At 61.0% G+C, this 25,146-nt stretch carries 27 protein-coding genes; 19 read left to right on the top strand and 8 right to left on the bottom strand.

Features of this window, described 5'->3' with window-relative positions; translation table 11 throughout:
* Window positions 1-143 precede the first annotated feature (143 nt).
* Genes mpl through AC1DIH_RS22655 form a run of 3 tightly spaced genes read left to right on the top strand, consistent with a single transcriptional unit; the run spans window position 144 to window position 2,399 of the window.
* Window positions 144-1,493, top strand: a complete 1,350-nt coding sequence (mpl, locus tag AC1DIH_RS22645; RefSeq protein WP_103317538.1) for a UDP-N-acetylmuramate:L-alanyl-gamma-D-glutamyl-meso-diaminopimelate ligase — start codon at window positions 144-146, stop codon at window positions 1,491-1,493.
* Window positions 1,490-2,122, top strand: a complete 633-nt coding sequence (ubiX, locus tag AC1DIH_RS22650; protein ID WP_019693823.1) for a flavin prenyltransferase UbiX — start codon at window positions 1,490-1,492, stop codon at window positions 2,120-2,122. Before mpl ends, ubiX begins: the two co-directional genes overlap by 4 nt.
* Complete coding sequence (locus AC1DIH_RS22655; protein ID WP_477773363.1) at window positions 2,115-2,399, top strand: YceK/YidQ family lipoprotein; 285 nt, start codon at window positions 2,115-2,117, stop codon at window positions 2,397-2,399. Before ubiX ends, AC1DIH_RS22655 begins: the two co-directional genes overlap by 8 nt.
* A gap of 118 nt (window positions 2,400-2,517) precedes the next feature.
* On the opposite strand, the gene AC1DIH_RS22660 is transcribed toward AC1DIH_RS22655, so the two are convergent.
* The 3 genes from AC1DIH_RS22660 to AC1DIH_RS22670 all read right to left on the bottom strand — a co-directional run bounded on the left by AC1DIH_RS22660 (window position 2,518) and on the right by AC1DIH_RS22670 (window position 5,465).
* Window positions 2,518-3,159: an oxidoreductase gene (locus AC1DIH_RS22660; protein ID WP_054594218.1), complete on the bottom strand. Its 642-nt coding sequence runs from the start codon at window positions 3,157-3,159 to the stop codon at window positions 2,518-2,520.
* Window positions 3,160-3,187: 28 nt separating this feature from the next.
* A complete protein-coding gene (locus AC1DIH_RS22665) occupies window positions 3,188-4,906 on the bottom strand; it encodes a C13 family peptidase (RefSeq protein ID WP_477773364.1) in 1,719 nt (572 codons plus the stop codon).
* A gap of 103 nt (window positions 4,907-5,009) precedes the next feature.
* Window positions 5,010-5,465 carry a MaoC family dehydratase gene (locus tag AC1DIH_RS22670; RefSeq protein WP_019693819.1) on the bottom strand — a complete coding sequence of 152 codons (456 nt, stop codon included), beginning with the start codon at window positions 5,463-5,465 and terminating at the stop codon, window positions 5,010-5,012.
* 194 nt (window positions 5,466-5,659) lie between these two features.
* On the opposite strand from AC1DIH_RS22670, the gene AC1DIH_RS22675 reads away from it, so the two are divergent.
* Genes AC1DIH_RS22675 through AC1DIH_RS22685 form a run of 3 tightly spaced genes read left to right on the top strand, consistent with a single transcriptional unit; the run spans window position 5,660 to window position 7,339 of the window.
* Window positions 5,660-6,022, top strand: coding sequence for a CidA/LrgA family protein (locus AC1DIH_RS22675; protein ID WP_477768523.1), 363 nt, complete (start codon window positions 5,660-5,662; stop codon window positions 6,020-6,022).
* Window positions 6,022-6,738 carry an LrgB family protein gene (locus tag AC1DIH_RS22680; RefSeq protein ID WP_019693817.1) on the top strand — a complete coding sequence of 239 codons (717 nt, stop codon included), beginning with the start codon at window positions 6,022-6,024 and terminating at the stop codon, window positions 6,736-6,738. Before AC1DIH_RS22675 ends, AC1DIH_RS22680 begins: the two co-directional genes overlap by 1 nt.
* Before the next feature lie 10 nt (window positions 6,739-6,748).
* The gene (locus AC1DIH_RS22685) at window positions 6,749-7,339 is read left to right on the top strand and encodes an LON peptidase substrate-binding domain-containing protein (RefSeq protein WP_477773365.1); all 591 of its coding nucleotides are present in this window, start codon (window positions 6,749-6,751) and stop codon (window positions 7,337-7,339) included.
* Between the two features lie 6 nt (window positions 7,340-7,345).
* On the opposite strand, the gene AC1DIH_RS22690 is transcribed toward AC1DIH_RS22685, so the two are convergent.
* Complete coding sequence (locus tag AC1DIH_RS22690) at window positions 7,346-8,662, bottom strand: bifunctional DedA family/phosphatase PAP2 family protein (protein ID WP_477773366.1); 1,317 nt, start codon at window positions 8,660-8,662, stop codon at window positions 7,346-7,348.
* 153 nt (window positions 8,663-8,815) lie between these two features.
* Window positions 8,816-9,502 carry a DNA-3-methyladenine glycosylase gene (locus tag AC1DIH_RS22695; RefSeq protein ID WP_477773422.1) on the bottom strand — a complete coding sequence of 229 codons (687 nt, stop codon included), beginning with the start codon at window positions 9,500-9,502 and terminating at the stop codon, window positions 8,816-8,818.
* 162 nt (window positions 9,503-9,664) lie between these two features.
* Here AC1DIH_RS22695 and AC1DIH_RS22700 point away from each other — a divergent pair, with 162 nt between their 5' ends.
* From AC1DIH_RS22700 to AC1DIH_RS22760, 13 genes are all read left to right on the top strand, one after another.
* Window positions 9,665-10,936 (top strand): glutamate-5-semialdehyde dehydrogenase, encoded by a 1,272-nt coding sequence (locus AC1DIH_RS22700; RefSeq protein WP_477773367.1) that lies wholly within the window; start codon window positions 9,665-9,667, stop codon window positions 10,934-10,936.
* Complete coding sequence (nadD, locus tag AC1DIH_RS22705) at window positions 10,905-11,627, top strand: nicotinate-nucleotide adenylyltransferase (protein WP_429539713.1); 723 nt, start codon at window positions 10,905-10,907, stop codon at window positions 11,625-11,627. Before AC1DIH_RS22700 ends, nadD begins: the two co-directional genes overlap by 32 nt.
* Window positions 11,628-11,698: 71 nt before the next feature.
* Entirely contained in the window at window positions 11,699-12,193 is a 495-nt protein-coding gene (gene rsfS, locus AC1DIH_RS22710; protein WP_427528615.1) for a ribosome silencing factor, read from the top strand.
* Window positions 12,194-12,202: 9 nt separating this feature from the next.
* Window positions 12,203-12,670 carry a 23S rRNA (pseudouridine(1915)-N(3))-methyltransferase RlmH gene (gene rlmH / locus AC1DIH_RS22715; RefSeq protein WP_003185785.1) on the top strand — a complete coding sequence of 156 codons (468 nt, stop codon included), beginning with the start codon at window positions 12,203-12,205 and terminating at the stop codon, window positions 12,668-12,670.
* Window positions 12,671-12,682: 12 nt separating this feature from the next.
* Window positions 12,683-14,578: a penicillin-binding protein 2 gene (gene mrdA / locus AC1DIH_RS22720; RefSeq protein ID WP_477773368.1), complete on the top strand. Its 1,896-nt coding sequence runs from the start codon at window positions 12,683-12,685 to the stop codon at window positions 14,576-14,578.
* A gap of 31 nt (window positions 14,579-14,609) precedes the next feature.
* On the top strand, window positions 14,610-15,713 hold the full coding sequence (rodA, locus tag AC1DIH_RS22725) for a rod shape-determining protein RodA (RefSeq protein ID WP_024265179.1): 1,104 nt from the start codon (window positions 14,610-14,612) through the stop codon (window positions 15,711-15,713).
* Between the two features lie 17 nt (window positions 15,714-15,730).
* Window positions 15,731-16,741 (top strand): lytic murein transglycosylase B, encoded by a 1,011-nt coding sequence (gene mltB, locus AC1DIH_RS22730; protein WP_477773369.1) that lies wholly within the window; start codon window positions 15,731-15,733, stop codon window positions 16,739-16,741.
* Window positions 16,741-17,751 (top strand): septal ring lytic transglycosylase RlpA family protein, encoded by a 1,011-nt coding sequence (locus AC1DIH_RS22735; RefSeq protein ID WP_477773370.1) that lies wholly within the window; start codon window positions 16,741-16,743, stop codon window positions 17,749-17,751. The genes mltB and AC1DIH_RS22735 overlap by 1 nt, the downstream gene beginning before the upstream one ends.
* Before the next feature lie 193 nt (window positions 17,752-17,944).
* On the top strand, window positions 17,945-19,102 hold the full coding sequence (locus AC1DIH_RS22740; protein ID WP_054594205.1) for a D-alanyl-D-alanine carboxypeptidase family protein: 1,158 nt from the start codon (window positions 17,945-17,947) through the stop codon (window positions 19,100-19,102).
* 83 nt (window positions 19,103-19,185) lie between these two features.
* Complete coding sequence (locus AC1DIH_RS22745) at window positions 19,186-19,461, top strand: DUF493 domain-containing protein (RefSeq protein ID WP_003215438.1); 276 nt, start codon at window positions 19,186-19,188, stop codon at window positions 19,459-19,461.
* Window positions 19,461-20,108: a lipoyl(octanoyl) transferase LipB gene (gene lipB, locus AC1DIH_RS22750; protein ID WP_054594204.1), complete on the top strand. Its 648-nt coding sequence runs from the start codon at window positions 19,461-19,463 to the stop codon at window positions 20,106-20,108. Before AC1DIH_RS22745 ends, lipB begins: the two co-directional genes overlap by 1 nt.
* Before the next feature lie 31 nt (window positions 20,109-20,139).
* A complete protein-coding gene (lipA, locus tag AC1DIH_RS22755; protein ID WP_162491279.1) occupies window positions 20,140-21,138 on the top strand; it encodes a lipoyl synthase in 999 nt (332 codons plus the stop codon).
* Window positions 21,139-21,308: 170 nt separating this feature from the next.
* Complete coding sequence (locus AC1DIH_RS22760) at window positions 21,309-22,259, top strand: S66 peptidase family protein (RefSeq protein ID WP_477773371.1); 951 nt, start codon at window positions 21,309-21,311, stop codon at window positions 22,257-22,259.
* Between the two features lie 129 nt (window positions 22,260-22,388).
* On the opposite strand, the gene AC1DIH_RS22765 is transcribed toward AC1DIH_RS22760, so the two are convergent.
* From AC1DIH_RS22765 to holA, 3 genes are all read right to left on the bottom strand, one after another.
* Window positions 22,389-23,711, bottom strand: coding sequence for a lytic murein transglycosylase (locus AC1DIH_RS22765; protein WP_477773372.1), 1,323 nt, complete (start codon window positions 23,709-23,711; stop codon window positions 22,389-22,391).
* 72 nt (window positions 23,712-23,783) lie between these two features.
* Window positions 23,784-23,939 (bottom strand): alternative ribosome rescue factor ArfA, encoded by a 156-nt coding sequence (gene arfA, locus AC1DIH_RS22770; RefSeq protein ID WP_019693801.1) that lies wholly within the window; start codon window positions 23,937-23,939, stop codon window positions 23,784-23,786.
* A 139-nt stretch (window positions 23,940-24,078) separates the two neighbouring features.
* On the bottom strand, window positions 24,079-25,116 hold the full coding sequence (holA, locus tag AC1DIH_RS22775) for a DNA polymerase III subunit delta (RefSeq protein WP_477773373.1): 1,038 nt from the start codon (window positions 25,114-25,116) through the stop codon (window positions 24,079-24,081).
* Window positions 25,117-25,146: the final 30 nt, after the last annotated feature.

A 25,146-nucleotide genomic window follows, 5' to 3' on the forward strand; every position in this document is an offset into this window, starting at 1 on the left:
GCGCGRAGCGGCCCTAAAAATGGGACTGCTACGCAGTCCAGCGGGAGCAAGCTCCCTCGCCACAGTGGTCGTGGTCATCTCACTAAAGAGTGCGATTTTCCCCTCCCTACGCTAACCTGCCTCGATGTTTTACGAGGTTGACTATGCACATTCATATTCTGGGTATTTGCGGCACTTTCATGGGTTCGATGGCAGTCCTGGCCAAAGAGCTGGGCCATCATGTGACGGGCTCCGATGCCAACGTCTACCCGCCGATGAGCACTCAGCTGCAGGCGCAGGGCATCGAGCTGACGCAAGGCTATGATCCCGCCCAACTCGATCCGGCCCCGGATCTGGTGGTGATCGGCAATGCGATGTCGCGCGGCAACCCGGCGGTCGAATACGTCTTGAACAAAGGCCTGCCGTACGTCTCCGGTCCGCAATGGCTGGCCGACCACGTGCTGCAAGGTCGCTGGGTGCTGGCGGTTGCCGGCACTCACGGCAAGACCACCACCAGCAGCATGCTCGCCTGGGTGTTGGAACACGCCGGCATGAGCCCGGGCTTTTTGATTGGTGGCGTGCCGCAGAACTTCTCGGTATCGGCGCGTCTGGGTGACACGCCATTCTTCGTGATCGAAGCCGATGAATACGACAGCGCCTTCTTTGACAAGCGTTCGAAATTCGTTCACTACCGTCCGCGTACCGCGATCCTCAATAACCTTGAGTTCGATCACGCCGACATCTTCCCCGATCTGCCGGCCATCGAACGACAGTTCCACCACTTGGTGCGGACCATCCCGAGCGAAGGCCTGGTGATCCACCCGACCACCGAACCTGCGTTGCAGCGCGTGATCGAAATGGGTTGCTGGACCCCGGTGCAAACCACCGGCGCAGGCGGGCAGTGGCAGGTCAAGTTGCTCAGCGAAGACGGCTCGAAGTTTGAAGTGATGTTCGAAGGCGTCGCCCAAGGCGTGGTTGAGTGGGACATGACCGGCCAGCACAACGTTGCCAATGCCTTGGCGACTCTGGCGGCCGCACGGCATGTGGGCGTGGTGCCGAGTATGGGCATCGCCGCGTTGAGCGCGTTCAAGAGCGTCAAGCGCCGTATGGAAAAAGTCGCTGAAGTTCACGGCGTCACCATCTACGACGACTTCGCTCACCATCCGACCGCCATTGCGACCACCCTCGACGGTCTGCGCAAACGCATCGGCGACGCCCCGTTGATCGCGATTATCGAACCGCGTTCCAACTCGATGAAGCTCGGTGCGCACCGTGACGGTTTGCCGGAAAGCGTGGTCGATGCCGATCAGGTGATCTGGTATGCACCGGCCAACCTCGGCTGGGACTTGCCCGCCGTTGCTGCGCTGTGCACCGTGCCGTCGATGGTCTGCGACTCGCTGGATGGGATTATCGAGCAGGTGAAAAGCCAGGCCAAACCGGGTACTCACGTGGTGATCATGAGCAACGGCGGCTTCGGCGGCCTGCATGGCAAATTGGCCGAGGCGCTTAAATGAGTAACGGTCCGGATCGCATCACGCTGGCCATGACCGGCGCTTCCGGCGCCCAGTACGGTTTGCGCCTGCTCGATTGCCTGGTGCGCGAAGACCGCGAGGTGCACTTCCTGATCTCCAAGGCGGCGCAACTGGTGATGGCCACCGAGACCGACGTTACGCTGCCGCCGAAACCGCAGATGATGCAGGCCTTCCTTACCGAATACACCGGCGCGGCTGCCGGGCAGATTCGGGTGTATGGCAAGGAAGACTGGATGTCGCCCGTGGCCTCGGGCTCCGGCTCGCCGGCTGCGATGGTGGTGGTGCCGTGCTCGACCGGGACTTTGTCGGCAATTGCTACAGGCGCCTGCAACAACCTGATCGAGCGCGCCGCCGACGTGACCTTGAAAGAGCGCCGGCAGTTGATTCTGGTGCCGCGCGAGGCGCCGTACTCCAGTATTCACCTGGAAAACATGCTCAAGCTGTCGAACATGGGCGTGACCATTTTGCCGGCCTCGCCGGGTTTCTATCACCAGCCGCAGACCATCGATGATCTGGTGGACTTTGTCGTGGCGCGGATTCTCAATCTGTTGAACATCCCGCAAGACATGCTGCCACGTTGGGGCGAGCACCATTTGAGCAGTGATGAATAAGCTATTGAGTCTTCTGCTCGCCCTGCAATTGGGCGGCTGTGCCACCGTGCGTACATTGGACGCGGCCAAGCCTGGCGCGCCAGTGGTGTACTCGGGGATGCGCCTTGACCTGTACGCGTTGGACGGCGGTTGCTGCGCCAAGGATCATTTTGGTGCCGAAGCACCGAGCTACCCCGGCCTCGACCTACCGGCCAGCGCGCTGCTCGACACGCTGCTGTTGCCGCTGTCGGTGTTGACGGTGTTAGGGGTTGGGTTTCAGGCGACTGGCGGGTTGTAACAGAGCGCTGCCGCGCTCTATCGCGAGCAGGCTCGCTCCCACACTGGATCTGTGAGCGACATAAAATCAATGTAGGAGCGAGCCTGCTCGCGATGACGGACGATTCGTCACTGCCGATCTATTTGCCTAACTTGCGCAACTCGTCCGACTCGACAATCCGCAAGCCATCCTGTTCTTCCAGCGCCAGGCGCCACATGGCGCGGGCCAGTTGGCAGGCTTCGATGCCGTGGTATTTGCCTGGAATCAGTTTGGACAGCGGGCCTGCCAGTTGTTCGGCGAGTCGCGGTTCAAGGCGATCACCCAGTAGCAGGGAAGGCCGGCAGATGGTCAGTTGCGGCCAGTTCTGTGCGCGCAATGCGTATTCCATCTCGCCCTTGACCCGGTTGTAGAAAACCGAGGATCTGCGATCAGCCCCCAGGGCGCTGATCACGATCAAGTGCCGTGCGCCCATTTCCCGTGCGCGTTTGGCAAACGCCACCACCAGGTCCAGATCGACTGCGCGAAAGGCTTGTTCGGAGCCGGCCTGTTTGATCGTCGTGCCCAGGCAGCAGTAGGCAATGTCGACGCGGCCACTGAGTTGGGGGAGAAGTACCGCCGGATCGCCAACCGGGTTTTCCAGATGAGGATGTTCAGCCAGAGGTCGGCGTGACGGTGCCAGTACGCGGCTGATGGTCGGTTCGTTGAGCAGCCGATCGAGTAAGTGTTCACCGACCAGGCCGGTGGCTCCAGCGAGCAATACATGCTGAGGCGTCAAGTACATAATGTTTCCCCCTTGATACTGTTTCAGCTTAGTTGCTCTTTGCTTCCTTGCTGGTTAAAGCGGCACTTTGCAGTGCCTTGCGTGCTTGCTGCTTGCGCAGTGATTGCCAATGCGCCAACACCCCTTTTGGCGCCCAGATCTGTGGTTCGGAGGCTTCGAAGCTGTCTGCCAGTTCACGCTCGGCGACCGTGGCCTTGGCCAGTTTGAATGCCTGCTCCAGATCGTCGGTCTGGTTCAGTGCCTGAACGAACAAGGCGTCGCCGAAGTAAGTGAAGTCTGCCTCTTCCGAGCAACCGAACGACACTCGATCGGCGCGCGAGGCGGTCATGATCAGTGTGCGTTCGTCTTTGAGTGCCGGGATGAAGCCGCCGGAGTAGCAGGCTGAGATCACGATGATCTTGTCGCGGTTTTTCAGCGGCGCGAGGACGGCGGCCAATTCGTCAGCCGGCAAGTCGGCCAGTTCCATGCGCGGTTGGTCGAGCACCAGTTCGTGTTCCTGGGTGCCATGGCTGGTCAGGTAGATGAACACCAGGTCTTCCGGCCCGCTGCGTTCTGCCAGGGTCAGGGCGGCGCGACGCAGGTTCTCGCGCGTGGCCATCGGCCGGTCGCCGAGGTGGTCGCGATGGTTGACCAGGCGGATCTGGCCGTAGGCGCCGAAGCGGCTGGCGAGCATGTTGCTGACGTAATCGGACTCGCGCAGAAACACACTCTGCTTGCCGTCGCCGCCCACGGTCAGGGTGTACAGCTCGATCGCCGGGGTCGAGGCCGGCACATTGGCCAGCGCGTCTTCGAGCAGGCGCCCTTGCGCCAGTAACCCCAGCTCGAGGGTGTCCGGCAGCAACTTGCCATTGGCATCGCGTACACGCTGGCCATTGATCCAGTCGCCGCTTTGCACGGTGCCATCCGTCAGCACCAGCGTGCCGTGCCCTTGATAGCTGTCGTTATCGAACTCGCCGATGTAGAAGCTGCCGTCCGCCAGGTTCAAGCGGCCTTGACCGGTGAAACGCCAATCACTGAATTGGCCGATGTAGTGGCTGTTGTCGGCGCCGATCAATTCGCCTTTGCCGTTCAGCGCACCTTCCTTGAACTCGCCGACCCACACGTCGCCATCGGCATTTTCGTAGCGACCTTTGCCGTTCAGCTGATTCTGTTTGAAACCACCGACGTAGCTGTCGCCCTCGGCACTGCTGAAGGTGCCGTTGCCTTCCAGCTGGCCGTCGACAAACGTACCGGTGAACTGGTTGCCGCTGGCATCGCCGCGCTGGCCTTCACCGTTGGGTTTGCCGTTGGCGAACTGGCCCTGATACTGGCTGCCGTCGTCAAGTTCGAGACGGCCGAGGCCGGAATACTGATCGGCCTTGAACTCGCCACGGTAGGTCATGCCGTCTTCTTTGAGGGTGCCTTCACCGTCGCGCCGCCCGAGTTTGAAGCCGCCGGTGTAGCTGCTGCCGTTGGTGGTCAGCGTGCCCTGGCCATGAAACAGTCCCTGCTGGAATTCCCCGCGGTAAACCTCGCCGTTGCTGCCATGCCATTCGCCCTGACCGTGCCACTGGCCCTTGTCGAACTGACCGGCGTACCAGCTGCCGTTCGGGTAGTCGATCCGGCCCTGGCCTTGCAGCAACCCATTGACCAGATCACCCCGATAGCGGCCGCCATCGGGCAGGCGTGCGTCGGGCGGCAACAGCGATTCGCCATCACCACACGCGGTGAGCAACAGGGTCAGGGCAAGGGGTGCAAGTGAGCGCATAGCGGGATCCGGGCAATTAGGCGAGGGAGTATGCCGCAGCTATGTGTCTGATATATAGAGACGCGGTGCGAAACAGCAGGAACTGCTTCGCATCCGGCGGGTGTTAAACGAACGCCAGCGACAACGGTTCAGCGATGTACGCCGGTTTTTCCTGGCCTTCGATTTCCAGCGTGGCGGTGGCCTTGAGCAGCCATTGGCCGGGTTTCTTTTCGGTGACGTCGCTCAGTTCGACCTTGAGCCGGACTCTGGAGTCGACCTTCACCGGTTGAATGAAACGCACGCTGTCCAGGCCGTAATTGACGACCATCTTCAAGCCTTGCGGCAGGACCAGAATGTCTTCCATCAGTTTCGGGATCAGCGACAGCGACAGGAAACCGTGGGCGATCGTGCTGCCAAACGGGGTTTGTGCGGCTTTTACCGGGTCAACGTGGATGAACTGATAATCGCCTGTAGCTTCAGCGAACAGGTTGATGCGGTCCTGATCGATCGTGAGCCATTCGGAACGTCCGAGTTCCTTGCCGACATAATCTTTGAGCTCTGCAACGGGAACATAGGGCATTGAGACTCTCCTTGGGTTCATCGGTTTTTTGATTTTTTCAGGTGGGGGGGTGGCCCCGGAACAACCACTTTAGATCATCATGGCGATTAGGTCCGGTCAAGCTTCCATACCTTTGGCGAATACCCATGCATAGCGAGTGCCATGCTTATAATGTCCAGCCCGCTTGTGGGGACGAGTTTTGCTGGAGATGACGGATGTTGCTACGCGGCCTGACCTGGCTGGTGCTGTTTCAATTGCTCGGCACGGCCCTCAACCATTTGTTATTACCGGTGCTGCCAGGGCCGATTATCGGCCTGCTGTTGCTGCTGGGGTTCCTGGTCATCCGTGGCGAAGTGGCTGAGCCCCTGAGCCTGGCCGCTGGCAGCCTGCTGCGTTATTTGCCATTGCTGCTGGTGCCGCCAGCGGTGGGCGTGATGGTGTATGCCGCTGATATCGCGGCGGACTTCTGGGCCATTGTTGGTGCACTGGTGTTGTCGCTGCTGCTGTCCATGGCGTTCGCCGGAGTCTTGATGCAGCGGCTGGTCAAGCGCCACGCTGTTCGTTCGGAGGAGTCGTGATGATCTTCGACTGGCAGGGGGCACTGGCGGCTGTGATTCATCATCCGTTGTTCGGTATCGGCGTTACGTTGGGCGCCTATCAACTGGTGCTGGCGGCGTTCGAGAAAACCCGCTGGATCTTCCTGCAACCCGTGCTGGTATCGATGCTGCTGGTGATCGGCGTGTTGCTCGCCTGTGGGCTGACGTATACCGAATACCGCAAAAGCACCGAGATCCTCAGCATTCTGCTGGGGCCGGCGACTGTTGCACTGGCGGTGCCGCTCTACCTGAACCTGCGGCGGATTCGACAACTGTTCTGGCCGATATTTACTACGCTGGTGATAGGTGGTGTGGTTGCCACCGGCATGGGCGTGCTGCTGGGTTGGTGGTTTGGTGCCGAGCACATGATCCTGATGACCATGGCGCCCAAATCGGTCACCTCGCCGATTGCCATGCTGGTGGCCGAGCAGATTGGTGGAGTGGCGGCGCTGGCGGCGGTGTTCGTGTTGATCACCGGGGTGATTGGCGCCATTTTCGGTCCGAGCCTGTTGAACCGGCTCGGTGTGCACAGTCCTGAAGCCCGCGGCATGGCGCTGGGTATGACTGCCCACGCGGTCGGGACTGCGGTGGCGATGCAGGAAAGTGAAGAGTGCGGCGCCTTCGCGGCGCTGGCGATGAGTCTGATGGGCGTGGCCACGGCGGTGTTCCTGCCGTTGGCGGTGTCGATGGTGGTGTAAGGAAATGTCTATGAGCTTGCCGCTTTTTCCGCTGAACACGGTGCTGTTTCCTGGCTGCATCCTCGACTTGCAGATTTTTGAGGCGCGCTATCTGGACATGATCAGCCGCTGCATGAAGCAGGGGACCGGCTTCGGCGTGGTGTGCATTCTCGACGGCGAAGAAGTCGGTATTGCCCCGCAAGGTTATGCGATGGTGGGATGCGAAGCGCTGATTACCGATTTCAAACAGCAGGATAATGGCCTGCTGGGCATTCGGGTGCAGGGCGGGCGGCGTTTCCACGTGCTGCACACCGAGGTTCAGCGTGATCAGTTGACCGTCGCTGACGTCGAGTGGCTGGAGGACGAGCCGGAGCAACCGCTACAGGACGAAGACGCCGACCTGGTCGCGCTGCTCAAGGCCTTGGCCGAACACCCGATGGTCGAAGCGTTGAACATGGGCGCCGACGCGGCCGGGCAACAGTCACTGGCCAATCAATTGGCGTACCTGCTGCCATTTTCTGAGGTGGACAAGATCGAACTGCTGCAGCTCGACAACCCGCAGCAGCGCCTGGATGCGATTCAGGCGTTGCTGGATGAGTTGCAGGGCGAGTTGTTTGCCTAATGCTTGTCAGTAGGCATACCGCTGCAAGGTATGAGGCAAGTGCCACAGCGCGAAGAACCCGAACAATGCCAGCATGACCGGTAGCACCGACCACCAGACCTTGGCCGGCATGGGGCTCAAGGGTATCTGGCGCTGGGTCACGGCCAGGCTGGCAGCGCACACGCAAGCCGCCAGCATCGCGCCGGCGGTTATATCGGTTGGCCAGTGCGCGCCGAGATAAACCCGCGACAGGGCGATAGCCGCTGCCGGCAAGCAACCGAGCAGCAACCAGGTCAGGCGCATGCGCGTTGGCTGGCCTCGGCCGGCCAGTACCGCCAGCGTCAGGAACAACGCAAACGAACCTGACGCATGACCGCTGGGCATGCTGTAGCTGGTCAGTGGGTCGGTCAGTACTTCCGGGCGCATCCGGGCGAACAGGTTCTTGGTTCCGGTGTTCAGCAGCGCGGTGATCAGCAGCGTGCAGCCGGCGAAGATCATGTGCCGCCATTGCCGCGTAACCAGCAGCAGGATCGTCAGCGCCGCGCTGATCACCAGCATGTTTTTGAATTCGCCGATCAGGGTGAACATCACCGCGACTTCATCCAGCGCCGGGCTGCGGTGTTCTTGAATCAGCGTCATCAGGCCTTGGTCGAAGGCGCTCAGGTGCGGATAGCCTATGAACAGCCCGCCGAGTATCACCAGGCTGAGGCCGGCGATCAGCGCAGTAGCCTGGCGATGACCGCGCAAGCTGCTGTTGATGCTCAGGCCCACCAATACCGCGATACTGCCGACGACCACTCCGGCTTGAGGCCAGAAACCTTCCGGCAGCGGCAGGCGAATCGCCGCGCCCGTGGCCCAACCCGGCAGCAGGTAGGCCACCGACCAGCCGGCACCCGCCAGCAAGCTGACCGCAAAGAAGCGCGCGAAGGGCATGTCGAACATCCCGGCAACCATTGGCAGCATCGGGCGCAAAGGACCGATAAAGCGCCCGACCAATAAGCTCGCGATGCCATAGCGCTGGAAATAGTTTTCGGCGCCGTTGATCCATTCCGGATGGTGGCGCAGCCCTGGCAAGCGCCGAATGTTCTGGTGGAAGTGCCTGCCCAGGAAATACGACAGCAGATCGCCGAACAGGCCGCCAAGGAAGCCCAGCAGCAGCGTTTCGCCCAGCGACAGCGCGCCGCTGCCGGCCAGCACCGTGATGGCAAACAGCAACACGATGCCGGGCACGATCAGCCCGACAATTGCCAGGCACTCAACGCAGGCCACTATGAATACCGCCACCGCCAGCCATTGCGGGTTGACCGTCAACCAGACGGTCAGGCTATCGAGCCATGGGCCCATACATACAACTCCATCAAATCATCAAATGAACGGTGGGAGCGAGCCTGCTCGCGATGGTGGATTAACATTCAACATTGATGTTGGCTGTTACATCGCTATCGCGAGCAGGCTCGCTCCCACAGTCGGTTTTTTTGCTGCTGGCCGCAGCAGTACTCAGGGAAGCAGGAAATAGTCGCGGTTTTCGACCTGGCCACGTCGCAGGGGGTTCCGGGTGCAGTAGGGCGCGTAGGCGCCGTCGACGAAGCGGTACATCAGGTGTTCGTCGCGTCCATGGGGAATGCCCAGGCGTGTGGTCTGGATGACATGCGGGGGAGGTGCGCCGACGTCTTCGACAAACAGTATTTCATGATCGAAGCGCTTGGCATCCCAGGTTGGTACTTTCAAGCCCAGTGCCTTGCACAGCAAGGTCTGGCCGGCGCAGAGCTTTTGCGAGGGGCTCGGTCGGCCGTTGGCGTCGGGGTTGTTGAGCAGCATCTGCGCCAGGCTCGCCGGGCCGGAAATTTCATCGACCCACGGGTAAGCCGATTTGATCAGCACCGCATTGCCCGGCCCATGGGCGCTGAAGTTCAGCGAATCGCCACCACGGGCGTAGTACATATAGATGTGGCCGCCATCCAGAAACAAAGCCTTACGCTTTTCTGTGTAGCCAAGCGAGGCGTGGCTGCCTTTTTCTTCGCAGTAATAGGCTTCGGTCTCGATAATCCGCGCCGAAAGCCACAGGTCACCGACGCGATGGCGGATCACTTTACCCAGCAATTCACAGGCAAGCAGCTGAGCATCGCGGTTGAAAAAGCTGTCGGGCAGGGCTTTTGGCAATTTCGCTGTGGTCAAAATAGGCATGGCGACCGAAGTGATCAGGTAAATATGACGGAATGATAACAACTGCGGACTTAATCGAGGCTGAACACTGCCCATTTCGACCATCCGCCCGTCACTGCTGTTAGTAGGAGCGCGCGACAGCTATAATCTGCCGCTTTCCTCTTTGCCAAGACCACAGAGACCATGACTGAGTCCGTTCTTGACTACATGACCCGTTTGGGTCGCGCTGCCCGCGACGCTTCCCGCGTGATCGGCCGTGCCAGTACCGCGCAGAAAAACCGCGCCCTGCTGGCTGCCGCCGACGCTTTGGATAACGCTCGCGCCGAGTTGACCGCCGCCAATGAGCTGGATCTGGCCGCAGGCCGGGCCAATGGGCTTGAGCCGGCCATGCTCGAGCGTCTGGCCCTGACCCCCGCACGCATCGACGGCATGATCGTCGGCTTGCGTCAGGTGGCGGCGCTGCCCGACCCGGTCGGCTCGATCCGCGACATGAGTTACCGGCCGTCGGGTATTCAGGTCGGCAAGATGCGCGTGCCGCTGGGCGTGGTCGGGATCATCTATGAGTCGCGGCCAAACGTGACCATCGATGCCGCGAGCCTGTGCCTGAAGTCGGGCAACGCAACCATCCTGCGCGGTGGTTCCGAGGCCATTCATTCCAACCGTGCGATTGCCGCCTGCATCCAGCGCGGTCTGGCCGAAGCCGGTTTGCCGGCTGCGGTGGTGCAAGTGGTCGAAACCACCGACCGTGCTGCCGTCGGCGCGTTGATCAGCATGCCCGAGTACGTCGACGTGATCGTACCGCGTGGCGGCAAGGGCCTGATCGAGCGGGTCAGCCGCGACGCTCGCGTGCCGGTGATCAAGCACCTGGACGGTATCTGCCACGTGTATGTTAGTGCCCACGCCGAGTTGCCGAAAGCCCAGCGCATTGCGTTCAACGCCAAGACTTACCGTTACGGCATCTGCGGCGCGATGGAAACCCTGTTGGTCGATCAAGCGGTCGCCAAGGAATTCCTGCCGGCGATGGCTGAACAGTTCCGCGAAAAAGGCGTCGAACTGCGCGGTTGCGAACGCACCCGGGCGATCATCGACGTCGTGGCTGCGACTGAAGAAGACTGGAGCACCGAATACCTGGCGCCGATCCTGTCGATCCTGGTGGTCGACGGCCTGGACCAGGCAATCGAGCACATCAACCATTACGGTTCGCACCACACCGACTCGATCGTCAGCGAACACCAGGGTGAAACCCGGCGTTTCGTGGCTGAAGTCGATTCGGCCTCGGTGATGATCAACACCCCGACGTGCTTTGCCGATGGCTTCGAATACGGATTGGGTGCCGAGATTGGCATTTCTACTGATAAGCTGCACGCCCGCGGCCCGGTGGGCCTCGAAGGTCTGACCTGCGAGAAGTACATCGTAGTCGGTGATGGCCAGTTGCGCGGCCAGGAGCCGGTCTGACTTGGGCGATCTTGGCCAGAGCGCCGCTGTGACCACTAGCGAAACCGGCCCCCGGCGCATTGGCGTCCTGGGCGGGACCTTCGATCCGGTGCACATCGGCCATTTGCGCAGCGCACTGGAAGTCGCTGAAGCGCTGGCCCTCGATGAGTTGCGCCTGACGCCCAGCGCCAGGCCGCCGCATCGGGACACGCCGCAGGTTTCGGCGCAGGACCGTCTGGCGATGGTCGAGCGCGCGGTGGCCGGTATGGCACCGTTGGTGGTGGATGACCGCGAGCTCAAGCGCGACAAGCCGTCCTACACCATCGACACTCTGGAACTGATGCGCGCAGAACTCGCCGCTGATGACCAGTTGTTTCTACTTTTGGGCTGGGACGCATTTTGCGGCCTGCCCACTTGGCACCGCTGGGAAGAGTTGCTCCAGCATTGCCACATCCTGGTGCTGCAACGCCCGGATGCCGACAGCGAACCGCCGGATGCCTTGCGCAACCTGCTGGCAGCGCGCTCGGTGAGCGACCCGCTGGCCCTCAAAGGGTCGAGCGGACAGATTGCATTCGTCTGGCAGACGCCGCTCGCGGTATCCGCCACCCAGATCCGTCAACTGCTGGCCAGCGGTAAGTCGGTACGTTTCCTGGTGCCCGACGCGGTCCTGGCCTATATCGATGCGCACGGACTTTACCGTGCGTCGAACTGAAAAAGGCGCGTTTCAAGGCACGTGAACGCGTGTATCGAAGCGCCCGAACATACGAGCAAAACGAGTTTTATATGACTGACAAAGACGTAAACAAAGTAAAGCGCAAGGGCACATTCAAGAGCGCCCCGCTGCCAGTAGAAGCTCATACCGGTGTCGTACTTGCCGGTGAAGAGCTGGTCAAGGTTGCCGTCGCGGCCCTGGAAGACGTCAAGGCCCAGGACATTCAGGTGATCGACGTTCGTGACAAGCAGAGCATCACTGACTTCATGATCATCGCCACCGGTACTTCCAACCGTCAGATCGGCGCGATGCTGGACAAGGTCCGCGAGGCGGTCAAGGCCCAGGGCGTCAAGCCGCTGGGTGAAGAAGGCAAGGGCGACAGCGACTGGGTGCTGCTGGATATGGACGACGTCATCGTGCACATGATGACCGCCTCGGCTCGCCAGTTCTATGACCTGGAGCGCCTGTGGGCCGGTGCCGAGCAAAGCCGTTCGGCCAGCGCTGCGCATCACAGCCCGGAAAACCCGCATGAGCATTTCACCAAGCTCAACAAAGACCAGCAATAAGGGTTCGCTGTGCGACTGCGTCTGATCGCCGTCGGTTCACGCATGCCCAAGTGGGTGGAAGAAGGCTGGCATGAATATGCCAAGCGTCTTCCTTCCGAGCTGGCGCTGGAACTGGTGGAAATACCGCTCAACACCCGTGGCAAGAACGCTGACGTGGCGCGCTTCATTCGCCAGGAAGGCGAAGCCATGCTGGCCAAGGTCGGCCCGAACGAGCGCATCGTCACCCTCGAGGTTCACGGCAAGCCCTGGAGCACCGAGCAACTGGCGGTCGAACTGGATCGCTGGCGGCTGGACTCGCGTACGGTGAACTTCATGGTCGGCGGCCCCGAAGGGCTGGCGCCGGAAGTCTGCGCGCGGGCTGACCAGCGCTGGTCGCTGTCGCCCCTGACCTTGCCGCACCCGCTGGTGCGGATTCTGATCGGTGAACAGTTGTATCGCGCCTGGACAGTGCTGTCCGGGCACCCTTACCACAAGTAGTTCAGCGCCCCCATGTCCCAGCCGATCCGCATCAAGGACCACGAGAAAGACGCCCGTCTGGTGCGCGGCCGGGTCGTGTTCGGGGCAATTGCGGTGGTCACGCTGATCGGCGTGCTGATCGCGCGGCTGTATTTCCTGCAAGTGATTCAGTACGAGTACCACTCGACGCTGTCGGAAAACAACCGCGTCCACGTTCAGCCGATTCCGCCGACTCGCGGGTTGATCTATGACCGTAATGGCGTGGTGGTGGCCGATAACCGGCCCAGCTTCAGCCTGAGCATGACCCGCGAGCGCTCCGGCGACTGGAAGCAAGTGCTCGATGTCATCGTTGAGGTGCTGCAACTGACGCCTGAAGATCGGGCGGTCTTCGAAAAGCGCATGAAGCAGGGGCGCCGACCGTTCGAGCCGGTGCCGATCCTGTTCGAGCTGACGGAAGAGCAGATCGCCCGGATCGCGGTGAATCAGTTCCGCCTGCCGGGCGTCGAAGTGGTTGCGCAGTTGGTACGTCACTATCCGCAGGGTCCGCATTTTGCGCACTCGGTCGGGTATATGGGGCGGATCAACGAGAAAGAGCTGAAGACCCTGGATCCGGTGGCTTACAGCGGTACCCATCAAATTGGCAAAACCGGCATCGAGCGCTTCTACGAGCCGGAATTGCACGGTCAGGTCGGTTACGAAGAAGTCGAGACCAACGCCCGTGGCCGCGTGCTGCGGGTGCTCAAGCGTACCGATCCGATCCCCGGCAAGGACATCGTCCTGAGCCTGGACATCAAGTTGCAGGAAGCCGCGGAAGCCGCATTGGGCGGGCGCCGTGGTGCCGTGGTGGCGCTGGACCCGAACACCGGCGAAGTGCTGGCAATGGTCAGCCAGCCGAGCTTTGACCCGAACCTGTTCGTGACCGGCATCAGCTTCAAGGCCTACGCCGAGTTGCGTGACTCGATCGACCGGCCACTGTTCAACCGCGTGCTGCGCGGCCTGTACCCGCCGGGTTCGACCATCAAGCCGGCCGTGGCGATTGCCGGGCTGGACTCTGGCGTCGTGACGGCCTCGAGCCGGGTATTCGACCCGGGTTACTACATGCTGCCCAACTACGATCACAAATACCGTAACTGGAACCGCACCGGCGACGGCTATGTGGATCTGGACACGGCGATCATGCGTTCCAACGACACCTACTTCTACGACCTGGCGCACAAGCTGGGGATCGATCGGTTGGCGGCCTATATGGGCAAATTCGGCATCGGCCAGAAGGTCTCGCTGGACATGTTCGAAGAGTCGCCGGGGCTGATGCCGTCCCGGGAATGGAAGCGCGCGACCCGACGCCAGGCGTGGTTCCCGGGTGAAACGCTGATTCTGGGGATCGGCCAGGGCTACATGCAGTCCACCCCGTTGCAGTTGGCCCAGGCCACGGCGCTGGTTGCCAACAAGGGCAAGTGGAACCGTCCGCACCTGGCGAAAACCATCGAAGGCCAGAAGCCGCAGGACCCGAACCCGATGCCGGACATCGTTCTGCGTGACTCGTCGGACTGGACCAAGGTCAACCATGGCATGCAGCAAGTGATGCACGGTGCCCGCGGCACCGCGCGTAAAGCGGCGATCGGCTCGCAATACCGGATTGCCGGCAAGTCGGGTACCGCCCAGGTGGTCGCGATCAAGCAGGGCGAGAAGTACGACCGCTCCAAGGTTCAGGAACGCCACCGTGACCACGCCCTGTTCGTCGGCTTTGCGCCGGCCGACAACCCGAAAATCACCGTGGCGGTGATGGTCGAGAACGGTGAATCCGGTTCCGGTGTCGCGGCGCCAGTTGTGCGGCAAGTCATGGACGCCTGGCTCCTGGGCCCGGATGGCCGACTCAAACCCGAGTACGACAGCCCTATCAGCGCGGAGGCTACGGCCCGTGAAGAGTAATTTTGATCGCATCCTCTCCAGTGAGGATGTGATGCGTCGCCGCGCGACGCTGTTGCAACGGCTGCATATCGACGGCCCCTTGCTGATCCTGCTGCTGATCCTCGCCGCCGGCAGCCTGTTCGTGCTGTATTCGGCCAGTGGCAAGAGCTGGGACTTGCTGGCCAAACAAGCGACGTCGTTCGGGATCGGCCTGGTGTCGATGATCGTCATCGCCCAGTTCGAACCGCGCTTCATGGCGCGTTGGGTGCCGCTGGGCTATGTGCTCGGGGTGATCTTGCTGGTGGTGGTGGACGTGATGGGCCACAACGCCATGGGCGCGACGCGCTGGATCAACATTCCCGGGGTGATCCGCTTCCAGCCCTCGGAATTCATGAAGATCCTGATGCCGGCGACGATTGCCTGGTACCTGTCCAAGCGCACGTTGCCACCGCAACTCAAGCATGTCGGGGTCAGTCTGTTCCTGATCGGCTTGCCGTTCATACTGATCGTGCGTCAGCCGGACCTCGGCACGTCGCTGCTGATCCTCGCGGGTGGGGCTTTCGTGCTGTTCATGGGTGGCTTGCGCTGGCGCTGGATCCTCAGCGTGGTCGCGGCGACCGTGCCGGTGGCGGTCGGCATGTGGTTCTTCATCATGCATGACTACCAGAAGCAGCGGATTTTGACCTTCCTCGACCCGGAGAGCGATCCGCTCGGCACTGGCTGGAACATCATTCAGTCCAAGGCCGCCATCGGTTCCGGCGGCGTGTTTGGCAAAGGCTGGCTGCTGGGCACCCAGTCGCACCTGGACTTTCTGCCGGAAAGCCACACCGACTTCATCATCGCAGTGATGGGCGAAGAGTTCGGTCTGGTGGGCATTTGCGCCTTGCTGTTGATTTACCTGCTGTTGATTGGCCGCGGGCTGGTGATTACCGCCCAGGCGCAGACCCTGTTCGGCAAATTGCTCGCCGGCAGCCTGACCATGACGTTTTTTGTTTATGTTTTCGTCAACATCGGTATGGTCAGTGGCCTGTTGCCGGTGGTAGGGGTGCCGTTGCCGTTCATTAGCTACGGCGGAACTTCGCTGGTGACGCTGCTGTCAGCGTTTGGGGTTTTGATGTCGATCCATACCCATCGTAAGTGGATCGCACAGGTTTGAATAAGGTGAAGATTTCAATGCAAGTAATGCGTGGCTGGGCGACTCGATACGCTCCGTGGGTCGGCCTGGTAAGCATCCTTGGTGCAGCGCAGGAAGCGCTGGCCGGCGATTATGAAGGCTCGCCCCAAGTGGCCGAATTCGTCGGTGAAATGACCCGCGACTATGGTTTTGCCGGTGAACAGCTGATGGGCGTGTTCCGCGAGGCCGAGCGCAAGCAATCGATTCTCGACGCAATCTCCCGGCCGGCCGAGCGGGTCAAGCAATGGAAGGAATATCGCCCGATGTTCCTGACCGACGCGCGAATCGCCCGGGGCGTGGATTTCTGGCGTCAGCACGAAGCGGCGCTGGCCCGCGCGGAGCAGGAATACGGCGTGCCGGCGCAAGTTATTGTTTCGATCATCGGGGTTGAGACGTTTTTCGGCCGAAATACCGGCAATTATCGGGTGATCGATGCGTTGTCGACCCTCAGTTTCGACTACCCTCCACGTGCAGAATTCTTTCGCAAGGAATTGCGCGAGTTCTTGCTGCTGGCGCGTGAAGAGCAGGTCGACCCGCTGACGCTCAAAGGCTCGTACGCCGGCGCCATGGGCTTGCCGCAGTTCATGCCGAGCAGCTTTCGCGCCTATGCGGTGGATTTCGACGGTGATGGCCACATCAATATCTGGACCAACCCGGACGACGCCATCGGCAGCGTAGCCAGCTATTTCAAGCGTCACGGCTGGGAAGCGGGCGAACCGGTGGTCAGTCGGGCTGATGTGCGCGGCGATCAGGTCGACGACGGCTTGACCACCGGCATCGAACCGACGAAAACCGTCGGGGAGTTGCGAGCGTTGGGCTGGTCGAGTCATGATGCGCTGCGCGATGATATGCCGGTCACGGCTTTCAGGCTGGAAGGTGACAATGGCCCTGAATACTGGATGGGCCTGAAGAATTTTTACGCGATTACGCGTTATAACCGCAGCGTGATGTACGCCATGGCTGTACATCAGTTGTCTGAAATGCTGGTCCAAGCACGGGGCGTCAAGTAATGCTGGCATCGCCAATCCGCAAACCCCTGAAGCTGGTGGCTTTCGCCGCGTTGTCGTTGCTCGTGGTCAGCTGTTCGACCAGTCGTGCACCGCAACAGAAATACTCGACCGCGGTACGCGCGACACCAGGCCTGGATATCAACCGTGCCCACAAAGACGGTGCGCCGTGGTGGGATGTGGATATCTCACGGATTCCCGACGCCACGCCGACCCTGCACACCGGCCCGTACAAGGCCAACCCGTATACCGTATTGGGCAAGACCTACTTTCCGCTGGCCGAATCCAAGCGTTATGTCGCTTCGGGCACGGCGTCCTGGTACGGCACCAAGTTTCACGGGCAGAACACCGCCAACGGCGAAGTGTATGACCTGTACGGCATGAGTGCCGCGCACAAGACCCTGCCGTTGCCCAGCTACGTTCGGGTGACCAACCTGGACAACAACAAGAGCGTGATCCTGCGGGTCAACGACCGTGGGCCGTTCTATTCGGATCGCATCATCGACTTGTCCTACGCCGCGGCCAAGAAACTCGGGTATGCCGAGATTGGCACTGCGCGGGTCAAGGTTGAAGGCATCGACCCGCAAGAGTGGTGGGCGGCAAAAGGCCGACCCGCGCCGTTGATGCTCAATGAGCCGCAAGTCGCGCAAAATAGCGCACCAGTGATTACCGCGTCGGCCGGCACCGTCGAGCAATGGACGCCACCGCCGCAGCAACATGCCGCGGCCGTTGTGCCGGTGCAGCTCGATGCAAAAAAAAACGCTTCTGTACCAGCCTCTGGCCAGTATCTGCAGGTGGGCGCGTTCGCCAACCCGGACGCTGCAGAACTCCTGAGATCGAAGCTGAGCGGGATGGTGAGCGCTCCGGTGTTCATCAGCTCGATCGTGCGCAACCAACAGACACTGCATCGGGTTCGCCTGGGGCCAATCGGCTCGCAGGGTGAAATCGCGCAAGTGCAAAACAGCGTGCGCCTGGCCAATCTCGGCTCGCCGAGCCTGGTGACGGCTGAATAAGCAATTCCTGATTCAAGGTTCGCTTGCGGTTTGGGGGGTGAACCTGAGTTGTTGGCTCGTTGAACAATAAAAGCCCGGCAAGGGTTAGAGAGTGAACAACTGAACACGCGATAACCCGCAGGCTCCGTGCCTTGCAGGTTGTCTGATTAGTTTTGCCCGTAGGGCAGTTTCCATTAGCGATTTCGAGAGACGGATGAACATCACCACCTTTGCCAAACGCCTGTGCCTGCTAGTCCCGCTGCTCCTCTCGCCCGCCGCCTTTGCGGTCGAGATGATGCCGTCGCCACCACAACTGGCGGCTAAATCCTATGTGCTCATGGATGCCAGCAGCGGCAACGTGCTGGTCGAGAACAACGGTGACCAGCGTCTGCCGCCAGCCAGCCTGACCAAGCTGATGACAGCGTACATTGCGACCCTGGAAATCCGTCGCGGCCAGATCGGCGAAAACGATCCGGTCACCGTCAGCGAAAACGCCTGGCGTACCGGCGGTTCGCGGATGTTCATCAAGGTTGGCTCGCAGGTCACGGTCAGCGACCTGCTGCACGGCATCATCATCCAGTCGGGCAACGACGCCAGCGTCGCGCTCTCCGAGCACATCGCCGGCAGCGAAGACGCGTTCGCCGACCTCATGAACAAGACTGTTGCCGATCTGGGCATGAACAACAGTCACTTCATGAACCCGACCGGTCTGCCAAATCCTGAGCACTATTCCACCGCTCACGACATGGCCATCCTGGCGCGTGCGATCATCCACGAAGACCCGGCTCACTACGCGATCTACTCGCAGAAAGAGTTCTTCTGGAACGGTATCAAGCAACCCAACCGCAACCTGCTGCTGTGGCGTGACAAGACCGTTGACGGTCTGAAAACCGGTCACACCGAAGAAGCCGGCTACTGCATGGTGTCCTCGGCGGTACGTGATGGCATGCGCCTGATCGCCGTGGTATTCGGCACCAACAGCGAAAGCGCTCGCGCTGCTGAAACCCAGAAGCTGTTGACCTACGGTTTCCGCTTCTTCGAAACCCAGACCTTCTATCAGAAAGGCGCCGAGCTGGCTCAGGCTCCAGTCTGGAAGGGCACCACCAACCAGGTCAAAGCCGGCCTGGCTGAAGACCTGACCATGACCCTGCCAAAAGGCCAGCTGAAGAAGCTCGCTGCCAGCATGACCATGAACCCGCAACTGGTCGCGCCGATCGCCAAGGGCGATGTGATTGGTAAAGTCGAAGTGAAACTGGACGACAAGGTCGTGCACAGCGCTGACCTGATCGCGCTGGACGCGGTCGACCAAGGTGGTATCTTCCGCCGCATGTGGGATAGCATCCGTCTATTCTTCTACGGCTTGTTCAACTGATAGTGTGCACCTGCATGGCCACGCGCTGATCCGGCGCAGGGCCATGCCGTCGCCACGGCTTACGCTTACGAGGCCGTTACGCCATGACCGATACCGAAGTAAAGGCGCCCAAGATCGAATTCCCCAACGTTGACTACCCGGTTAAGGTGATCAGCGATACCGGGGTGGGCAACAAAGACAAGATCATCGAAATCGTCAAGAAGCACGCGACGATCAATCATGACCGTGTGGACGAACGCCAAAGCACCAATGGCAAGTACACGACGATTCAGTTACACATCGTCGCGACCGACCAGGACCAGCTGTACAACATCAACAGCGAACTGCGGGCCACCGGCTTCGTGCACATGGTGCTGTGATGTCCGAACCGCTGGGCTTTCGCGAGCTCGGCCAGCTGGCTTACGAGCCGGTCTGGCATGCCATGCAACGGTTTACCAACGAGCGCGGCAGCGACCGCGCCGATGAGATCTGGCTGGTCGAGCACCCACCGGTTTTTACCCAGGGCCAGGCCGGCAAGGCTGAGCATCTGTTGCTTCCCGGCGATATTCCGGTGGTGCAGGTCGACCGTGGCGGTCAAGTGACTTACCACGGCCCGGGTCAGTTGGTGGCGTATCTGTTGCTGGATGTGCGCAAGCTGGGTTTCGGCGTGCGCGACCTGGTCAGCCGGATGGAACAGTGCCTGATCGAACTGCTGGCCAGCTATGGCGTCACCGCCGTGGCCAAGGCCGATGCACCGGGCGTCTACGTCAACGGTGCAAAAATTGCTTCTCTGGGGCTGCGGATCCGCCACGGTTGCTCCTTTCATGGCCTGGCCCTGAACGTGGATATGGACCTGGAGCCGTTTCGCCGGATTAACCCCTGTGGATACGCCGGGCTGGCCATGACCCAGCTGCGCGATCACACCGGACCGATTGAATTTGCCGAGGTAAGTGCCCGGCTGCGTGCGCAGCTCGTCAAACACCTCGACTATGCTGAGCAGACGACCCTAACGGGCGGAATCGACTGATATGACTACTGCGCAAGACGCTGTGCAAACCATGATCCCGACGCTGGATGTTACCGAGCGCCCGGCCCCGCGTGCCAAAGTGGAAGCTGGCGTAAAGCTGCGCGGCGCCGAAAAGGTTGCGCGTATCCCGGTGAAGATCATTCCGACCACCGAATTACCGAAAAAGCCTGACTGGATTCGCGTGCGCATCCCGGTTTCCCCGGAAGTCGACCGTATCAAGGCGCTGCTGCGCAAACACAAGTTGCACAGTGTCTGCGAAGAAGCTTCCTGCCCGAACCTGGGCGAATGCTTCTCCGGTGGCACCGCAACCTTCATGATCATGGGCGACATCTGCACCCGTCGCTGCCCGTTCTGCGACGTTGGCCACGGTCGTCCGAAGCCGCTGGACGTCAACGAACCGGAAAGCCTGGCCATCGCCATCGCTGACCTGAAACTGAAGTACGTGGTGATCACCTCGGTAGACCGTGATGACCTGCGTGACGGCGGTGCCCAGCACTTCGCCGACTGCATCCGCGAAATCCGCAAACTGTCGCCGAACGTACAGCTCGAGACCCTGGTCCCGGACTACCGTGGCCGGATGGACGTTGCGCTGGCCATCACCGCCGCCGAGCCGCCTGATGTGTTCAACCACAACCTGGAAACCGTGCCGCGCCTGTACAAGGCTGCACGTCCGGGTTCGGACTATCAGTGGTCGCTGACCCTGCTGCAAAAGTTCAAGCAGATGATGCCGCACATTCCGACCAAGTCCGGCCTGATGCTGGGTCTGGGCGAAACCGACGAAGAAGTCATCGAAGTCATGAAGCGCATGCGCGAACACGACATCGACATGCTGACCCTGGGCCAGTACCTGCAACCGTCTCGCAGCCACTTGCCGGTGCAGCGTTTCGTGCACCCGGACACCTTCGCCTGGTTCGCCGAGGAAGGTTACAAGATGGGCTTCAAGAACGTCGCCTCCGGCCCGCTGGTACGTTCCTCGTACCACGCCGACGAGCAGGCGAAATTGGTCAAGGCCGAATTGATGTCGTCCTGATCCACGATGCCCGCAAGGCGTATGCCTTGCGGGCATTTTTGTTCAAGGGTTGGCTCGGTACCACGTCACACTCAGTTTTTTCCTGCACCCTGTGGGACGACTGAACCTCTTCTGTTTGTCCCCGTTCCTGACTACTGTGTGTTGAAGCATTCACACAGGGAGAATCACGGATGACCACTCGCTCGACCCACGTTATTTATGAGCACGCTCCAGTCCCGGCGTTACCCGCTGAAGGGCTGATCGGCGTGATTGCGCCGGCGGGTCCCGCAGCTTTGGATACCGAAAGGGCCCTTCAATGGATGCGTGCACGCGGGTATTCGCTGCGGATTTTTCCGGGCGTCCTGGAAAGTGACGGCTACCTGGCCGGCAGTGACGATGTTCGCCTGAAGGATCTGCATGAGGCGTTTGCCGACACCGCCATTGATGCGATTCTCTGCCTGCGCGGCGGCTATGGCAGCCCGCGTCTGCTGGACCGGATCGACTTCGAGTTGCTGCGGCGCAATGCCAAGCCGTTTGTCGGCTATAGCGACATCACGGCGCTGCACTTGGCCATCAGCCGTTATGCGGGGTTCGTGACCTTTCACGGGCCGATGCTCAACGCCGACCTGCTCGGAAACAAGCAACAACCTACCGAGTCTTCGCTGTTCAGCCTGCTCAGAGGCCAGATGAACGCCGGCAGCCCGTTGGTGCACCCGGTGGCCTACCCGCTGAGCACGGTTGAGCCAGGCATCGCTCGTGGGCGTTTGCTGGGCGGTAATCTGTCGATGATTGCCGCGACCCTGGGCACGCCTTTCGAAATCGATGCCGACGGGATCATTCTGTTCATTGAGGACGTCAACGAGCCGTTGTATCGCATCGACCGGTTGCTGACCCATCTGCGCCTGGCCGGCAAGCTGAACAAGCTGCGCGGGGTGCTGGTGGGGGATGTGGCAGGCGTGGACAGCGATGCCTTGGCGCAGTTGCTCAAGCAAACCTTCGAGCCATTGCGCATTCCGGTGCTTGCCGGTTGGCGCAGCGGCCATTGCGACCCGAACCTGACGCTGCCCATGGGCGCGTTGGTGAGGCTGGATGCGGGGAGCAAGGCGTTGTGGCTGGAGCAGGATGTGGTGATCAGGCGTTAGTTTGCTGTCGCCAGATATTCAGTCATCGCGAGCAGGCTCGCTCCCACATTCGATCGTATTTCCATGAAGAAACCCGATCACCTGTGGGAGCGAGCCTGCTCGCGAAAGCGGCATCGGCCATACGGCTGACTAGCGGTTACGCAAACCTTCCAGCAACTTGTGCGTCGGGTAACCATCGGCCGGCCAGCCGAACGACTGCTGGGCGCTGCGAATGGCCTTGCGGGTATTGGCGCCGATGATGCCGTCGGCGTTCCCCGCATCGTAGTTGCTGGCGCTCAGCAAATTCTGCAGTTCGATGCGCTCGGAACGACTCAGGGGCAGGTCGTCCTTCGGCCATTCGCCATTGATCAGGCCCGCTCCGTTAAAGCGTTGAGACAACAGGTTCACCGCCAATGCGTAGGATGACGAGTTGTTGTACTTGAGGACCGCGCGAAAGTTGTCGAGGATCAGGAACGCCGGGCCACGATAACCGGCGGGCAGCAGCAGGGCGGCTGACAGTTGTTCGGAACCGGGCGGAACGACGCCGCCGTTGGGCAGTTTGATGCCCATTTGCATCCACTCGGAGACGCTTTTGCGAATCGCACCGTCAGCTAGCGAATAGTCGAAACCACTCGCCAGTTGCACTTCGAAGCCCCAAGGCTGGCCTTTCTGCCAGCCGGAGCTTTGCAGGTAATGGGCGGTGGAGGCCAATGCATCGGTCGGGCTGCCCCAGATATCGCGGTGACCGGTGCCGTCAAAATCGACCGCGTGGGTGAGGTAGGTGGTCGGGATGAACTGGGTCTGGCCCATGGCGCCGGCCCAGGAACCGAGCATTTTCTCGGGCGTGATATCACCCTGTTGCAAAATTTGTAGAGCGGCCAGCAATTGGGTTTGCGCAAAGCCTGGACGCCGGCCTTCGTAGGCCAGGGTCGCCAGCGAACGGATCACCGATTTGTCGCCCTGGAAACTGCCGAAGTTACTTTCCATGCCCCAGACCGCCACGAGTGCCTGGCGATCAACACCATAACGCTGCTCGATGGTGTTCAAGGTCTCGGCGTACTGGTTGAGTAAGGCCTGGCCTTTGCGCACGCGCGCGGCGGAGAGCGCGCCATCAAGGTATTCCCACACCGGACGGGTGAACTCCGGTTGGCTGCGGTCGGCGCGGATTACGCTCATGTCCGGCGTGACACCGGCAAAGGCGCGGTCGAACACATCCGGGCGGATACCGGCGGCGAGGGCATCCTTGCGAAAACCGGCTTCCCATTCCTCGAAGGTCTGGGCCGGCTGGATGTCGAGATTGTCGCCAGTCGGCACTACCGGAGGAATGATGGCCGGTGTGGTCGCAACGGGGGCGGTTTGAAGCGGTTGCGCGTCGGCAGCGGTGGGTTTTTCCGCGCAGGCGACAAGCAAAACAAGGCTGGAGGCAGCAATCAGTTGGCGCAGGTGCCAACGACGGGAAAGACAAAGGGGCATGCACAGGTCCAGATAAAACGAATCAGGTGCAGACCTTATCATGCCGAGGGGGAGCGAGGTGATGTTGAAACTTCATGCCGCCAGAAAGTAAGAAGCCTCCCAGCTTTTAGACTGGAAGGCTTCGCGGCGGTAGCTGCCTTTGCCCTTGCCGGGTTGTTCCTGGCGGCTGCGGAACAATGGCTGGGCGACAATGGATTTGGCCTTGTTGGGCCGCTTGTGTTTGCTCATGGGCGGATCTCTCGTTGAGTGGTTTATGCGGGGCAAATCATCGGCCGAAGTCGGGGTTCTGTCCAGTCCCTGCGATGTGTAGGACCTTTCAGCCGTCATCGCGAGCAGGCTCGCGATGGCCGTTATGCGGTCGAAAGACTTACTCGGCAGGCAGTGCCAGGCGCTGGCCGGCCATCAACAGCGACAGGCGGCTCAGGCTCATCCACGGTGAACCTGCAGCCTGGCCTTTGATTTGTGCGTCGATCCGCTGGGCATCGAGCAGCAGTTGCGCCCAGCGCTGCGCCGAATGGCGTTGCAGGGCCTTGCTCATCAGGGGTTTGCGTTTGTCCCAGACGGGCGGTCGGGCCTGGCTGAAGGCCTTGTCCAGTGGCACACCCTGGCTGTATTGCAGAGACAGGTTGGCCAATAGCCGAAGCTCTCGGGCCAGCGCCCAAAGAATCACCGGCGGTTCGACACCTTCGCCGCGCAAACCTTCAAGCATGCGTAAGGCATGCGCCGCTTCACCGTTAAGAATGGCATCGGTCAGCCCGAAAACGTCGAAGCGTGCGCTGTCGGCCACCGCGGCTTGCACCGTTTCGACCGTGATCTGGCCACCTTCGGCCATCAACTTGAGCTTTTCGATTTCCTGGGCCGCCGCCAGCAGGTTGCCTTCCACCCTTGCTGCGATCAGTTCGACAGCGTCCTGGCTGGCGGCAAGCCCGGCCTGGGACAGGCGTTGACGAATCCACTGCGGCAACTGGTTGGTATCCACCGGCCAGATCTGCACGAACTGGGTCTGCGGGCCTTCGACCAGCGCCTTGCCCCACTTGGTTTTTTGCGCGCTGCCGTCGAGCTTTGGCAGGCTGATGAGCAGCAAGGTGTCTTCGGCCGGACGCGAGCAGTACTCCATCAGCGCTGCTGCACCCTTGTCGCCCGGTTTGCCGGACGGCAAGCGCAACTCCAGCAGACGCTTTTCGGCGAACAACGACATGCTGGCGCCGGCTTGCAGGAGCGTACCCCAGTCGAAACTGGCGTCTGCGCTGAATACCTGGCGCTCGTCAAAACCTTGCTGGCGGGCCGCGACACGGATGGCGTCGGCGGCTTCCTGGCACAGCAGTGGGTCATCGCCACTGATGATGTAAACGGGCGCGAGGGCGCCTTGCAGGTGTTTGCCGAGCTGGGCGGGGGCTAGTTTCATAAGACAGGGCGAACGGGGCGCCGGAGCGCC

The sequence above is a fragment of the Pseudomonas sp. 05N36 genome (assembly GCF_056397385.1).